This window comes from Polynucleobacter sp. GWA2_45_21, from assembly GCF_001830325.1.
In the GTDB taxonomy this organism is placed as follows: domain Bacteria; phylum Pseudomonadota; class Gammaproteobacteria; order Burkholderiales; family Burkholderiaceae; genus Polynucleobacter.
Genome location: NZ_MHZG01000014.1, coordinates 14,658 through 29,685 on the forward strand (window position 1 = coordinate 14,658; position 15,028 = coordinate 29,685).

Annotated in this window: 13 protein-coding genes; all 13 read left to right on the forward strand. The window is 46.1% G+C overall.

All coding sequences use genetic code 11. The features are described from left to right. Positions 1-176 precede the first annotated feature (176 nt). From mraZ to A2X74_RS09680, 13 genes are read left to right on the forward strand one after another with little or no spacing between them, the layout of a single operon-like run. The gene (gene mraZ, locus A2X74_RS09620) at positions 177-605 is read left to right on the forward strand and encodes a division/cell wall cluster transcriptional repressor MraZ (protein ID WP_041484992.1); all 429 of its coding nucleotides are present in this window, start codon (positions 177-179) and stop codon (positions 603-605) included. A 12-nt stretch (positions 606-617) separates the two neighbouring features. Next, positions 618-1,568 (forward strand): 16S rRNA (cytosine(1402)-N(4))-methyltransferase RsmH, encoded by a 951-nt coding sequence (gene rsmH, locus A2X74_RS09625; protein ID WP_293624543.1) that lies wholly within the window; start codon positions 618-620, stop codon positions 1,566-1,568. Continuing rightward, positions 1,565-1,831 carry a cell division protein FtsL gene (gene ftsL / locus A2X74_RS09630; RefSeq protein WP_293624541.1) on the forward strand — a complete coding sequence of 89 codons (267 nt, stop codon included), beginning with the start codon at positions 1,565-1,567 and terminating at the stop codon, positions 1,829-1,831. Before rsmH ends, ftsL begins: the two co-directional genes overlap by 4 nt. Then, complete coding sequence (locus A2X74_RS09635; protein WP_293624539.1) at positions 1,828-3,600, forward strand: penicillin-binding protein 2; 1,773 nt, start codon at positions 1,828-1,830, stop codon at positions 3,598-3,600. Before ftsL ends, A2X74_RS09635 begins: the two co-directional genes overlap by 4 nt. Positions 3,601-3,605: 5 nt before the next feature. After that, positions 3,606-5,150 (forward strand): UDP-N-acetylmuramoyl-L-alanyl-D-glutamate--2,6-diaminopimelate ligase, encoded by a 1,545-nt coding sequence (locus tag A2X74_RS09640; protein ID WP_363925352.1) that lies wholly within the window; start codon positions 3,606-3,608, stop codon positions 5,148-5,150. Continuing rightward, entirely contained in the window at positions 5,147-6,595 is a 1,449-nt protein-coding gene (murF, locus tag A2X74_RS09645) for a UDP-N-acetylmuramoyl-tripeptide--D-alanyl-D-alanine ligase (RefSeq protein WP_293624535.1), read from the forward strand. Before A2X74_RS09640 ends, murF begins: the two co-directional genes overlap by 4 nt. Next, positions 6,586-7,755 carry a phospho-N-acetylmuramoyl-pentapeptide-transferase gene (gene mraY / locus A2X74_RS09650; RefSeq protein ID WP_215302422.1) on the forward strand — a complete coding sequence of 390 codons (1,170 nt, stop codon included), beginning with the start codon at positions 6,586-6,588 and terminating at the stop codon, positions 7,753-7,755. The genes murF and mraY overlap by 10 nt, the downstream gene beginning before the upstream one ends. A gap of 10 nt (positions 7,756-7,765) precedes the next feature. After that, the gene (murD, locus tag A2X74_RS09655; RefSeq protein WP_293624533.1) at positions 7,766-9,385 is read left to right on the forward strand and encodes a UDP-N-acetylmuramoyl-L-alanine--D-glutamate ligase; all 1,620 of its coding nucleotides are present in this window, start codon (positions 7,766-7,768) and stop codon (positions 9,383-9,385) included. After that, complete coding sequence (ftsW, locus tag A2X74_RS09660) at positions 9,382-10,653, forward strand: putative lipid II flippase FtsW (protein ID WP_293624531.1); 1,272 nt, start codon at positions 9,382-9,384, stop codon at positions 10,651-10,653. Before murD ends, ftsW begins: the two co-directional genes overlap by 4 nt. Continuing rightward, positions 10,650-11,723, forward strand: coding sequence for an undecaprenyldiphospho-muramoylpentapeptide beta-N-acetylglucosaminyltransferase (murG, locus tag A2X74_RS09665; RefSeq protein ID WP_293624529.1), 1,074 nt, complete (start codon positions 10,650-10,652; stop codon positions 11,721-11,723). The genes ftsW and murG overlap by 4 nt, the downstream gene beginning before the upstream one ends. Continuing rightward, positions 11,720-13,156, forward strand: a complete 1,437-nt coding sequence (murC, locus tag A2X74_RS09670) for a UDP-N-acetylmuramate--L-alanine ligase (protein WP_293624527.1) — start codon at positions 11,720-11,722, stop codon at positions 13,154-13,156. The genes murG and murC overlap by 4 nt, the downstream gene beginning before the upstream one ends. Further along, positions 13,149-14,162 (forward strand): D-alanine--D-alanine ligase, encoded by a 1,014-nt coding sequence (locus tag A2X74_RS09675; RefSeq protein WP_293624525.1) that lies wholly within the window; start codon positions 13,149-13,151, stop codon positions 14,160-14,162. The genes murC and A2X74_RS09675 overlap by 8 nt, the downstream gene beginning before the upstream one ends. Then, complete coding sequence (locus A2X74_RS09680; RefSeq protein ID WP_293624523.1) at positions 14,159-15,025, forward strand: cell division protein FtsQ/DivIB; 867 nt, start codon at positions 14,159-14,161, stop codon at positions 15,023-15,025. Before A2X74_RS09675 ends, A2X74_RS09680 begins: the two co-directional genes overlap by 4 nt. The last annotated feature ends 3 nt before the right edge of the window (positions 15,026-15,028 follow it).

Below are 15,028 nucleotides of genomic sequence, written 5' to 3' on the forward strand. Positions count from 1 at the left end.
AGTATATTTTCCAAGCCGTTGTTTCAAGTAGCATTTTTATAGGCACCATTTTATCAAGACATGACGCTAAGTGTTTGTAATCACTAGGAAATTTCCTAAAAAATTACCCAAAAACACTTGACCCTCTTATTACGATCCTCTAAAGTGGGAGGAAGTGTGAAAAAGTGGGGTAAATGGTGTTTCAAGGTGCGTCAGCTCTCAATTTAGATGCAAAAGGCCGCATGTCTGTGCCGGCAAAGCATCGTGACGCCTTGTTAGTTCAAGGCGAGGGCCGCATAACGCTCACAAAACACCCAGATGGATGCCTTTTGTTGTTCCCACGTCCTGAGTGGGAAACCTTCCGCTCTCGTGTTGCGCAATTACCGATGGATGCCCATTGGTGGCGCCGAATCTTCCTTGGTAATGCTGCAGAAGTAGATTTGGATAGCGCTGGCAGAATTTTGGTGAGCCCAGAGCTGCGCTCAGCAGCTGGCATTGAGAAAGAAGTGATGCTGCTTGGTATGGGTAGTCATCTAGAGTTATGGGACGCCGCTACTTACGCTGCAAAAGAACAGGCTGCCATTGCACAAGGTATGCCTGAAGCCCTGAAGCAATTTAATTTTTGATGACAGGGTGCCATGAACATAACTCATCGCCCAGTATTACTGGCCGAGGCGGTGACGGCGCTGATCAGTGGTCCACGCATCAATTCTCCCGAAGCATCAACAAATCTACTTTTGATCGATGGAACATTTGGGCGTGGCGGTCACACACAAGCGCTACTCTCGCAGCTACCGCCAAGTGCGCGAATGATTTCCTTCGACAAGGATTTGGATGCGATCGCAGTAGCGGAAAAAATCAACGACTCTCGTTTGAGAATTGTCCACGACAGTTTTGCGCAGATGGATCAATACGCGGAGCCAGAATCGGTGGACGGTATTTTGTTGGATCTGGGTATCAGTTCTCCACAGGTGGACGAAGCACATCGAGGATTTTCCTTTCGCAAGGATGGCCCGCTCGATATGCGCATGAACACGGATCACGGTTTGACGGCAGCAGAATGGTTGGAGCAGGCATCACAAGAGGACATCACACGCGTGATTAAGACTTATGGTGAGGAACGCTTTGCATTTCAGATCGCTAAGGCTATTGTGGCAAAGCGAGAAGAAGGCTTGTCTCCAAAAACAACCTTGCAACTAGCAAGTTTAGTGGCCAGCGTGGTCCGCACAAGGGAAGTGGGTCAAGATCCAGCTACTCGAACTTTCCAAGCACTCCGAATTTTTATTAACCGTGAATTAGAGGATTTAGAGCTTGGATTAAAAGCGGCGCTAAGTTTATTAAAGCCAGGGGCACGTTTGGCGGTGATTAGCTTCCACTCGCTAGAAGATCGCATTGTGAAGCAGTTTCTGCAGTCCCATGCCAAAGTTGAAGTGCCACGTGGTTTGCCTGTCCGAGATCGAGATTTGCCGCAAAGTGCACTAGAGATTATTGGGCGCGTTAAACCAAGTGATGACGAGGTTCGAGAGAACCCCCGCGCTCGTTCGGCCATCATGCGCGTCGCAGAAAAACGCGCAGGAGATTTCGTTTGAATCGTGCCACGTTGACATTACTCGTTTTATTGTTAGCCTGCGCCCTGTCTTTGGTTGCAGCACAGCAGCGTGCACGTAAATTATTTATCTCTTTAGAGCGAGCACAAATTGAAGAGCGCAAACTCAATCAAGATTGGTTGCGCTTAGAGTATGAGCAACGCAATCTTTCGAAGTCTGCACGGATTCGCGATGTTGCTCGTAATCAGTTGCACATGGTCCCCATATCTCCTGAACGTACTTTGTATTTGAAGGAGACTAGATGAGGCCGGTAGGTTTTTCAACTACGCCAAATTTAGTATTGCGTCTGCCAATGTGGCGGTCTCGTCTGATGCTGTTTATGCTGTTCTTTGTGTTCATGCTGTTGCTCATTCGCGCATTTTGGATTCAGGGTCCGGGAAATGCTTTCTATGAAGCCAAAGGTGTTCGTGGTACACAACGTGAGCTAGAGCTGCCTGCATATCGCGGGAAAATATTAGACCGCAATGGTCAGGTGATTGCTACGAGTTTGGAGGCAAAGTCAGTTATAGCCTATAACGATACAGTGCCTGATGATTTGGCTGCCGAAAAAGTGAAGAAATTAGCAAGCCTATTGCAGATCAGTGAATCCGAGTTACGCAGAAAACTAAAGGAAGAGCGTAAACAGATTTTCTTGAAGCGCCAAGTAGATCCGGAAGTAGCGCAGAAAATTAGGCAATTAGAAATTCCGGGCATTGGTTTGAACAACGAATATCGCCGCTTTTATCCAGAAGGTGAAGCAATGGCGCACGTCGTTGGCTTTACTAATGTAGAAGATCGCGGCCAAGAAGGCATGGAGCTTTCTAGAGAAAAAGACTTAGCAGGACACCCAGGTGCGCGTCGCGTAGTGGTAGATCGTCTTGGTCGCGTTGTCGAAGAAATTGCGATTTTGCAGTTGCCGCAAAACGGTAGGGATTTACAGCTCTCGATTGATAGCAAGATTCAGTTTTTGGCTTATAACGCCGTCAAGAGTGCAGTCGAGCAACATCGTGCAAGTGCCGGCGGTGCAGTAGTCCTGGATACGCATACCGGGGAGATTTTGGCATTAGCAAATTACCCAAGCTATAACCCAAATGATCGTAAAAAATTAACAGGTGAGCAGTTACGTAATCGTGTTTTGACGGACACCTTTGAGCCTGGCTCAACCATGAAGCCATTGACCGTTGCAATTGCTCTAGAAAAAGGTGTCATTGCCCCGAATACCAATATGGCGATTGGCGCTAAATATTTGGTCGGACCAAAGCCAATTACAGATACCCATCCATATGGCAATTTAACTGTTTCTCAAATCATTCAAAAATCAAGCAATATTGGTACAGCCAAAATTGCGATGAATAACTTAACTGCGGAAGAGATGTGGAATTTCTATACATCTGTTGGCTTAGGTCAAGCCCCGAAGATTGGTTTTCCTGGCGCTGTTGCTGGCACAGTGCATCCTTATAAAAAATGGATGCCAACTGATCAGGCGCGAATTGCATTTGGTTATGGGATTTCAGGTTCACTCTTTCAGGTGGCTCGTGCCTACACTATCTTTGCTCGTGATGGCGAATTAGTCCCCCTTACGATTGAACGTAGTCCAGAGTTCAAGCCTGGTACACATATTATTTCCGCTAAAACTGCGATCGAAATGCGCAACATGATGGAGTCGGTAACAGAGCCTGGCGGTACTGCCATTAAGGCGCAAGCTGAAGGTTATCGTGTTGGTGGAAAAACAGGTACAGCACATAAATTAGTAGGAAAGAGTTACGCAAATAAATATCGTGCTTACTTTGCAGGTCTTGCACCAATTAGTGCGCCTCGCATTGTGGTTGCTGTCATGATCGATGAGCCAACTGGTGGCAGTCATTACGGCGGTGATGTTGCGGCTCCAGTATTTTCTACTATCGTGAGCGAAACTCTTCGTGCCTTGAATGTATTGCCTGATAGTAATCCGAAACAGATGGCACTGCAGGATAGCAATCCTGCAGAAGTTCAGAGTGCTGCAGTTAAATCAAATGCAGTGGTTATAAAAAGATGATGGCCATGGTTAATATTGAACCCCATCTCTTGATCTCTCATTTACGTGATCTCACATCAGCGGATGCAAAAGTTACTGCTGATAGTCGTCAAATTCAATCTGGCGATATATTCTTTGCATATCCTGTTGGTCATGGCAATGCCCTACGTGATGGTCGTGATTACATTGCGGCTGCCTTAGCAAATGGTGCAGCAGCAGTGGTATTTGATCCTGCCGATGGGGTTGCTAATGAGTACCTGGATCGACCAGAGTGTTTTGCAATTGAAAGCTTATCTAACTTGGCTGGAGAGCTCTGTGCTGAGTGGTATGACTACCCAAGTAAACAGCTCAATGTTATTGGCGTTACCGGTACTAATGGCAAAACTAGTATTACGCAATGGCTGGCGCAAGCTTTAGATGAGCCCAATCATCGGGCCGCCGTGCTGGGAACCTTGGGAACTGGATTTCCAGGGGCATTAATTCAGACTGGCTATACCACCCCAGATGCACCCCGCTTACAAACTCAATTAAAAGAATTACTTGATGAAGGCGCTCAGCAAGTCGCTATAGAAATTTCCTCCCATGCACTTGATCAAGATCGGGTTGCTGGCTTGGATGTATGTACGGCTGTATTTACCAATTTGACTCAAGATCACTTGGATTATCACGGCACGATGGGTGAGTACGCAGAGGCAAAAGCTAAGCTGTTTCAGCTACCTCAACTTAAAAATGCCATCATCAATTTTGATGATGCATTTGGGCGTGAATTAGCAATGAAACTGCTTGCTGTTGGCGGCCCAGCAGTATGGGGCTACGCATTAAGCGGTAATGCATTTACTGGGTTTGAAAAATTTGGTGATCGTCTGAAACGCACTCATGCACAAAATACCGTATTGACGACAGCAGGCTATGAAGCGCAATTCAACCTTGATGGCTTGGGATCAAGCGCTGTCCAGCTTGCGGTATTAGGTGAATTCAATTTAAGTAATTGCCTTGCTGTTTGGACTGCTCTGTTGTCTCAAGGCTTGAGTCCGAGCGAGGCCTCTAAGCGTATGAGCAAACTAAGCCCTGTTCCTGGTCGCATGGAATTGATTCGTTTGAATAAAATGCAAAGAACTGAAGGCCCATTAATTGTTGTGGACTATGCGCATACACCGGATGCCCTTACTAAAGCATTAACTGCATTACGCCCCATTGCAAATCAACGCGGCGGGAAAGTATGGTGTGTCTTTGGTTGCGGTGGTGATCGAGATATTAGTAAGCGCCCCCAAATGGGTCGTGCAGCGCAAGAGTTTGCTGATCATATTGTGATTACGAGTGATAACCCCCGATCTGAAGATCCAGGTTCTATTATTGCCATGATCGAAGCTGGTATGTCAGGCGACCTATCAAATATACAAGCGCTGCCTGATAGAGCTGCGGCCATCATGGCCGCGGTAAGACATGCCGATATCAAAGATATTGTTCTGGTTGCTGGCAAAGGACATGAGTCCACTCAAGAAATTAGTGGCAAAAAATTTGATTTTTCAGATCAAGAGCATATTCGTTTGGCGGCAGGGGGTAGCTTATGAGTACACCCATGACTACGCTTGCTCAAGTGCATGCCATGTTGCCAGGAAGTCAGTTAATTCATGCTGATGCAAAGTCTGCTGAAGGAATTTCTATTTCTCATATTGGCAGCGATAGCCGCCAGATTCAGTCCGGCGAATTATTTATTGCTTTGTTGGGCGATCGTTTCAATGCACATGAATTTTTGGGTGATGTGGCAACAGCAGGAGCAAGTGCAGCCCTGATTAGTGATAAAACAGCATGCCCAGAAAGCTTACCTGCGGTATGTGTCCAGGATGTTAAACAGGGTTTGGGTGAGTTGGCAAAGGCGTGGCGTGCACAGTTTTCTATTCCAGTGGCTTTAGTAACTGGATCTAATGGCAAGACTACTGTGAAAGAGATGATTGCTTCAATCTTCAAGGCAGCTGCCAGTGAAGAGCACACTCTGGTTACTAAAGGTAACTTCAATAACGATATTGGCCTCCCTTTAACTTTGCTTCGCATGAGAGCAACCGATCGCTTGGCAGTAATTGAGCTAGGCATGAATCATCCTGGGGAAACAGCTGAACTAGCTGTCATTGCTCAAGCTAATATTGCCCTGATTAACAATGCGCAACGCGAGCATCAGGAATTTATGTCGACTGTCGAAGCAGTTGCAAAAGAACATGCCACTGCCTTGAGCACACTTCCTGCGGATGGTGTTGCGGTATTTCCAGCGGACTCTGAATTTTCTGTTGTTTGGCATCAAGCCGCGGCAGGCCGCAAGGTGATTGATTTTGCTTTGTCTACAGATTCCGCTTCAACCAAAGCTGCTGTAGTTGGTAAGTTATTGGCCAGTGGGCGAATTGAGATTTCAACCGATCTTGGCAAGCTTGAGGTTCAGCTGAATACATTGGGAAACCATAATGTTCGCAATGCATTAGCGGCCAGCGCAGTCGCATTGGGGGCTGGCTTAAGTTTGGAGCAGATTAAGGCCGGCCTGGAATCTTTTGTTCCAGTAAATGGGCGCATGCAGTCAAAGCCTTTAAATGTTGGACGCACTTTGATTGATGATAGTTATAACGCCAATCCAGATTCAGTGAGAGCTGCTATTGATGCACTCAAACAGTCTGGAAATAATTCTTGGTTGGTACTGGGCGATATGGGTGAGGTAGGTGATCAAGGCCCTGCGTTTCATGAGGAAGTCGGTGCCTACGCTGCTGAGCAAGGTATCTCTAAGTTGTTTGCTATCGGCGAGCAGTGCAAATTCGCGGTGCAAGGATTTAATGAATATGAGAAGGCTTTAGCCACTAGTAGAGCTACTCATTTCACAACTTTGGATTGCTTGCTCGCAGAACTTAATTTGGCACTGGCAGGTCAAGAGTTAGACAAGCAGTTGCACTTAGATATTTTGGTTAAGGGATCTCGTTTTATGCGTATGGAGCGTGTAGTACAGGCCTTATTAGAGGAGGCTAAAGCATGCTCTTGATATTGGCGCAATGGTTGCAGGATGATTTTGGATTCTTCCGAGTCTTTAACTACATCACCTTTAGAGCGGTGATGGCAACTGTGACAGCTTTGCTAATTGGTTTAGCGGCTGGCCCGTGGGTTATTCGGAAGTTGACCGCATTAAAGATGGGTCAGGCTGTTCGTACAGATGGTCCACAAACCCATTTAGTGAAATCAGGCACCCCAACAATGGGTGGCGTATTGATTCTCTTGGGTATTTTTATCTCCTGCATGTTATGGGCTGATCTGAGTAATCGCTTTATTTGGATTGTGATGATTGTGACTTTTGGATTTGGCTTGGTGGGTTGGGTGGATGACTACCGCAAAGTAGCGCGCAAAGATCCTAAGGGCATGGCCTCAAGAGAAAAATTCTTTTGGCAAACGTTGATTGGATTATTTGCCGCTATTTATTTGGCCTTCTCTGTATCGGAAGTAAATAACTTCAAAGTATTGCAGCTGTTCTTTGATTGGCTTAAAAGTGGCTTTGCCTTAGATCTGCCAGCTAAATCAAACTTACTAATTCCCTTTATGAAGGAAGTGAGCTACCCCTTAGGTGTTATGGGGTTCATCATTTTGAGTTACTTAGTAATTGTTGGTAGTAGTAATGCTGTGAACTTAACTGATGGTCTTGATGGCCTAGTCATCATGCCGGTGATATTAGTTGGTGCCGCTCTAGGTGCTTTTGCTTATGTCATGGGTAATGCAATTTACGCAAAGTACTTGTTATTTCCTTACATTCCTGGTGCAGGTGAGCTCATGATCTTCTGTGGTGCCATGGGTGGTGCGGGATTAGCATTCCTTTGGTACAACACCCATCCTGCTCAAGTATTTATGGGTGATGTTGGCGCACTTGCTTTGGGTGGCGCACTTGGAACTATTGCAGTGATTGTTCGCCAAGAAATCGTGCTTTTTGTGATGGGCGGCATTTTCGTAGCAGAGACACTGTCAGTAATGCTTCAAGTATTTTGGTTCAAATTCACCAAGAAGCGTTTTGGAGAAGGCCGTCGTATTTTTAGGATGGCCCCACTGCATCACCATTTTGAATTAGGTGGCTGGCGCGAAACACAAGTAGTAGTTCGCTTCTGGATCATCACTATTTTATTAGTCCTCATTGGCCTCTCCAGCCTGAAATTAAGGTAAGCCAAAGAATATGCATAACTTAGATCAAGCCTTCGCTAACCCGGCGCTCATCGATGATGGGGGCTATCAGGCGCCTCAGCATTTCTTAATCCTAGGATTGGGAGAGTCTGGTTATGCCATGGCTAAGTGGTGCTTACGGAACGCCGCTAAAGTTAGCCTGGCTGATACGCGTGATCGCGAACAGTTAAATGAGCGACAAAAAGCCTGGTTAGCTGATCTTGAATTTGCAGGGCTTCAAGCAGCATTCTTTGGACCTCTGGATGACATTACTTTAAAGAATGTAGATGTTATTGGAATTAGCCCTGGTCTATCGCCACTGCAAGAGCCAATCGCTTCATTCTTGGCTAAGGCGCAAGAATCTAATATTGATATCTGGGGAGAGTTGGAGTTCTTTGCGAGAGCGATTGCTGCATTAGATCGCATGGCTCAGGTTGAAGAAACTCAATATAAGCCAGCTCTATTGGCTATCACTGGAACTAATGGAAAGACAACAACGACTGCTCTAACAGGGCAGTTGTGTGAGCGTGCTGGCAAGCGTGTTGCTGTTGCTGGCAATATCAGCCCAGCCGCTTTAGATAAGCTGATGTCTTGCTTGGATGAGTCTGATCAAGTTGCCGATATGCCAGAGATTTGGGTATTGGAACTCTCCAGCTTCCAGCTGGTATATACAAGTACTTTTAATGCAACGGCAGCTACCGTATTAAATATTACTCAAGATCATTTGGACTGGCATGGGGATATGCAGGCCTATATTGATGCAAAAGCCAATATCTTTGGACAAGACACTATCTGCATCTTGAATCGTGATGATTCGCTGGTGATGAATTTGCTCACTGATGAGCAAAAAACCAATAAATCAGTCATTACTTTTGGTGCAAGTCGTCCTGATGAGCAGGGTGCTTTTGGCATTGAACATGATTTGCGTGCCGGTGGAATTGATTGGCTGGTCTGGGCTGAGGTAGATGAGGATGTTGAGCCTCAACCTAAGCGTCGTCGTAAAGCTGCTGCTGTAGAGGACGAGCCATTAAGACTCAAGCGTTTAATACCTGCCGATGCTTTACGTATTCGTGGTCGCCACAATGCCTTAAATGCACTAGCTGCATTAGCTTTGGCACGAGCAGCTGGTTTACCGATGAATATGCTGTTGCATGGCTTACGTGATTACCATGGTGAACCGCATCGCGTTCAAAGTGTGTCAATTGTCTCTAATGTTGAGTATGTGGACGACAGCAAGGGTACCAATGTAGGGGCCACAGTAGCCGCCTTAAATGGCCTAAGTGCCAATGAGTCTGGTAAACGGATCTGGTTAATTGCTGGTGGTGAAGGTAAGGGACAAGACTTTAGCCCCTTACGTGATCCTGCACTACGTTTTGTAAAAGGTGTTTTCCTCATTGGTAAAGATGCCCCAATTATTGCTGAGGCTTTGGCTGATTCAGTGCCATTTGTCATGAGTGAGACTCTCCAAAACGCGGTGGCCGAAGCTGCAAAACAAGCTCAGTCTGGCGATATCGTTTTGCTCTCACCAGCTTGCGCCAGTTTTGACCAATTTAGTGATTACGTAGCGCGTGCTGAAGCGTTTGTGGCTGAAGTTCAGGAATTGGGAATGCAATTCGAAGGAGCGCATGCATGAGTTTGAAGGAAAAACTTTTTCCTGAGAATAAATTGGGCCTTGGTCGCTTCTGGAATTTTTCCAGAGGTGGAATAGATAATTTCCGAAGTGGCTTGAGAGATGCAGTTTCTGGTGTTGAGCAAACTCGCTCACGCATGATGGATTATGACCAGCTATTAGTTTGGGCAGTATTGTCTTTAGCTTTGATTGGTTTGGTGATGGTCTACTCTGCATCCATCACTTTGGCAGATGGCCCTAAGTATGCAAACTACAGCAGTAATTATTTCCTGATTCGCCATTGCATTTCATTAGCCATTGCGATTGGTGTTGCAATTTGGGTATTCAAAATCCCAACCCATGTTTGGGATCGTTATTCCCCAATCATTTTCGGCTTTACAGTTCTGCTATTAATTGCGGTACTGATTCCTGGTGTTGGAAAAGGGGTAAATGGTGCTAAGCGTTGGATCCCATTGGGCCTTATGAATTTCCAGCCATCTGAATTAATGAAATTTGCTGCAGTGATTTTTGCCGCAAGTTACACGGTGCAGCGCCAAGAGTATCTTCACTCATTCGTGAAGGGCATGTTGCCAATGGGTATTGCAGTTGCATTGGTTGGTGGCCTGTTAATGGCTGAGCCAGACATGGGTGCGTTCGTTGTAGTTGCATTAATTGCATTTGGAATTTTATTCTTGGGTGGCATCAACGCAAAATTATTTGGTGGACTAGTATTAGTTGGTCTATTGAGTGGCGCCATCATGATTGCGCTCTCACCATTTCGTCGTGGTCGCATGCTGGCATTTATGGACCCATGGCAAGTCGATAATGCGGCAAACAAAGGTTATCAATTAACCCACTCACTCATGGCGTTTGGTCGTGGCGAATGGTTTGGTTTAGGTTTGGGTGGCAGCGTTGAAAAATTACATTACCTTCCTGAAGCCCATACTGACTTCATCATGGCGGTCATCGGTGAAGAGCTTGGGTTTGTAGGTGTAGTTGTGATGATCTTTTTGTTTTATTGGATCGTACGCCGCGCATTCATTATTGGCCGCACTGCTTTGCAGTTAGATCGCAGTTTTGCTGGCTTGGCCGCTAAAGGTGTGGCGATCTGGATTGGCTGGCAAGCCTTTATCAATATGGGCGTGAATTTAGGATTGCTACCAACTAAAGGCTTGACTCTTCCTTTGGTTAGCTATGGTGGCTCAGGGATTTTGATGAATGCCGTTGCAGTGGCGATGCTCCTGCGCATTGATTATGAAAACCGAATTTTGATGCGGGGAGGTAAGTTATGACCAAGCCTTCCATCTTGATTATGGCTGGCGGTACTGGCGGGCATATTTTTCCGGGCCTGGCAGTCGCCAAGTATTTGCGCGTTTGTGGCTGGAATGTATCCTGGCTTGGCAATCAGAGCGGTATGGAGTATCGACTGGTAAAGGCTTGTGACTTCCCATTTGAGGCGGTTGAGTTTAGCGGCTTGCGTGGCAAGGGCATCAAAGCAAAACTGATGTTGCCATTTAATCTTGCAAGAGCCAGTCTTCAGAGCTTAAAGATCATGCGCCGCATTAAACCGAATGTAGTTTTAGGAATGGGTGGATACATTACATTTCCAGGCGGCTTGATGACCAAGTTGTTGAAGAGGCCATTGGTTCTGCATGAGGCTAATTCTGTAGCAGGAAGTGCTAATCGTGCTTTAGCCAAAATTGCTATGCGTACCTTAACTGGTTTTCCGGATACGATGGCTCAAGCTGAGTGGGTTGGCAATCCAATCCGTGAGGAATTTGAAAGTCTAGGTGCACCATCTAAACGATATGAAAAGCGCACTGGACCTTTGTCGATTCTCGTAGTTGGTGGGAGTCTGGGCGCAGCTGCTTTAAATGAAGTAATTCCATCAGCCTTGGCGCTAATGAATAAAGATGTGCGTCCATCTGTGATTCATCAGGCAGGAGAAAAGCATCTTGCAGATCTACAGCGGCGCTATGCTGACTTAGATGTTGATGCTGATATTCGTCCTTTTATTGATGACATGCCAACCGCTTACGCTCAAGCAGATCTTGTCATTTGTCGCTCGGGCGCAATGACTGTTTCAGAAATCGCTGCATGTGGCGTTGCATCCTGCTTAATCCCATTTCCATATGCGATTGATGATCACCAAACTGCAAACGCACGTTTTTTGTCGGATGCAGATGCAGCCATTCTGTTGCCACAACAAGATCTCAATCCACAGGATCTAGCGTCCATGATTCAAAACTTTAATCGCCAAGATTTACAAGTAATGGCTGAGCGTGCTCATGCTTTAGCTAAGCCTCATGCAACTCAGCGTGTGGCTGAAGTATGTGCAGACTGTGCGGGAGTGGGTATATGAAACATATCGTTCAGCAAATACATTTTGTTGGTATCGGTGGCGCAGGCATGAGCGGTATTGCCGAAGTGCTGCTGAATCTGGGTTATCAGGTATCAGGATCTGATTTGGCGGAAGGTGTCGCTACTAAGCGCTTAAAAGATTTGGGTGCAGTAATTCATATTGGGCATGATCCTAAAAATATTGGTACTGCAGAGGCGGTAGTGATTTCTACCGCAGTTGCAGGAAATAACCCTGAAGTGCTAGCTGCTCGCGCAGCTAAGGTTCCCGTTATTCAGCGTGCTGTCATGCTGGGTGAGCTCATGCGTTTAAAGCAGGGTATTGCGATTGCAGGAACTCATGGCAAAACAACGACAACCAGTTTGGTTGCCTCAGTCTTGGCTGAAGGCGGTTTAGATCCAACCTTTGTGATTGGTGGCAAGTTAAATTCTGCTGGCGCTAATGCACGATTAGGTCAGGGTGATTTTATTGTGGTCGAGGCAGATGAGTCTGATGCTTCTTTCTTGCAATTATTTCCAGCGATGGAAGTAGTTACTAATATCGATGCTGATCATATGGATACATATCAGCATGACATGGCGAGATTGAAGCAGGCTTTTGTTCAGTTTATTCAGCGCATGCCTTTTTATGGTGTGGCAGTGCTCTGTATTGATGATGCCAACGTTCGAGACATTATTCCGTTTGTATCTCAGCCAGTATTACGTTATGGCTTATCTGAAGATGCAGATATTCGTGCAAGCAATGTGCGTGCTGAGGGTACGCGTATGCACTTTACGGTGGATCGTAAAACAGTACGTCGCCATGGCAATAAACCGGGTCGCCTAGAAGTGCAATTGAATTTGCCTGGTCTGCACAATGTTCGAAATGCCTTGGCGGCAATTGGCATTGCTACTGAATTAGGTGTGGGTGATGAAGCCATAGTGAAAGCTTTATCTGAATTTAGTGGTGTTGGTCGTCGCTTCCAAAGATATGGAGAAATTCCTTTGGCATCTGGTGGAAGCTTCACCTTGATAGATGATTACGGCCACCACCCTGTTGAGATGGCAGCTACTTTATCTGCAGCACGTGGTGCTTATCCAGATCGTCGATTGGTATTGGCATTTCAACCCCATCGCTTCACAAGAACTCGTGATTGCTTTGGTGAATTTGTGCAAGTCCTCAAAAACTTTGATGCACTTGTACTTACTGAGGTGTATCCAGCTGGCGAAGCAAAGATTCCAGGTGCAGATGGTCAAAGCCTCATAAAGGCAGCTCTCTCTGTTGATAAGACTGTAAATGGCTCCTTAGATAGTGCGGCTGTAGCTTTTGCCCCAAGCGTAGGGGAAATGCCAGAAAAACTCAGTACCTTATTGCGTGATGGCGATGTCTTAATCACGATGGGCGCAGGTTCTATCTCTGGCTTACCTCATGTATTAGTGGAGGCAAAACATGTCTAAGCAAAATCAACATTTACTTTCTTGGGGTGAGCGAGTTAAGCAAGAGCTTGCAAACTTAGATGTTCAATCTCTTGGTCGGGTTGGTGTATTGCTTGGCGGTCGTTCTGGCGAGCGTGAGATTTCATTAATGTCTGGTGGTGGCGTTTTAGAGGCTTTGCTTTCTAAAGGGGTTGATGCACACCCCTTTGATCCAGGCTTACGTTGCCCAACTGAATTAGCAAATGAAAAATTTGACCGCATCTTTATTTCCTTGCATGGACGCTACGGTGAAGATGGCACTATCCAAGGATTGCTTGAGCTCTTGGGTTTGCCTTATACCGGTAGCGGCGTATTAGCCTCTGCATTGGCAATCGACAAAATTGCAACCAAGCTGGTTTGGCTTAGTAGCGGTCTTTCAACCCCAGAATTTGAAGAATTGAAAGCTGACAGCGACTGGAATGCTGTAGTGAAGCACTTAGGTTTGCCATTGATTGTTAAACCCGCACATGAAGGATCTTCACTTGGTTTAACTAAAGTGAAATCAGTCGAGGAATTGCCTGCTGCTTATAAGTTGGCTGCAGGAATGGATAAGAAGGTTATTGCTGAGACTTGTATTGTTGGTGATGAGTTGACTTGCCCATTGGTTGGATTTGGTGCTGATGCTGAAGCTTTGCCCGTGATCAAAATTATTCCACCAGAAGCTAACTACGATTTTCATAATAAGTATTTTTCTGATGAGACTAAGTACTTGTGCCCAACGGACTTAGCACCGGAGGTAAATCAAGCAGTTCAAGAACTAGCATTAGCTGCTTATCGCGCTCTCGGCTGCAAGACTTGGGGTCGTGCTGATGTGATGCTGGATAAGCAGACTGGAAAACCCTATCTTTTAGAAATGAATACTTCTCCAGGGATGACCTCGCATTCTTTGGTGCCTATGGCGGCAAAAGCGGCTGGTGTTGAGTATGCAGAACTGGTTCTCTGGGTTATTGCTCAGACACTCAATAGTAAAGGGGCTGCGCAATCATGAGTCGGATGAGCGCCTTCTTAAACGGCTTCGGTGAAGTGTTTGCTTCACTGGCATCTCCGCTTTGGAATCATGCAGAACGCATGCAAAAGCTGAGCCGTTTCTTAATGCGCTGTTTCGCAGTCATGGTTTGTGTTGGAATTTTGGTGTGGTTAAGTCAGCGCCCAGTCTTTGCCTTGCGCCAAGTGGTGATAGAGCCGGTGGCTGGAGAAACCCTCAAACATATTAATAAGCCTGTGGTGAAGCAACAGGTTTTGGAAACTGTCCAAGGTAATTTTTTCAGCGTGAGACTAGAAGATGTCAAGCGTGGCTTCGAGTCCATGCCATGGGTTCGTCATGCCAATGTTCGCAGAGTCTGGCCTAACGGATTGATTGTGAGTATTGAAGAGCAAAAACCATTTGGTACTTGGGGTGGGGCTGATAGTCATACCTTAATGAATACTCATGGCGAGCTTTTTGCTGGCCGTGTTTCTGATGTGGGGGATGGCATTACTTTGATTGATTTCTCGGGGCCAGAAGATGCAAGCAAAGAAGTCATGCGCTTGTACGAAAAAGCGAACGCCTGGTTTAAGCCCTGGAGTGCAGAAGTAAAAAGCTTAACCCTCTCTGAGCGCTATGCCTGGCATGTGAAGTTATCCAATGGAATGAAGGTGGAGTTCGGTAGGGATGAAGAGAACTCCGATAAAACATTAACCGAGGATCGTGTAGCGCGCCTATTTAAGTATTGGCCACAAGTTCAAGAGAGGTGGGCTAATCGCGTAGATGCAATTGATTTGCGTTATGCAAATGGTTTTGCAGTACATCTTGCTTCGGCAAGTTTGAAAAAGAATGAAGCAGACGGTAAGAAAAGCGAGCAGAAGCAATGAGGA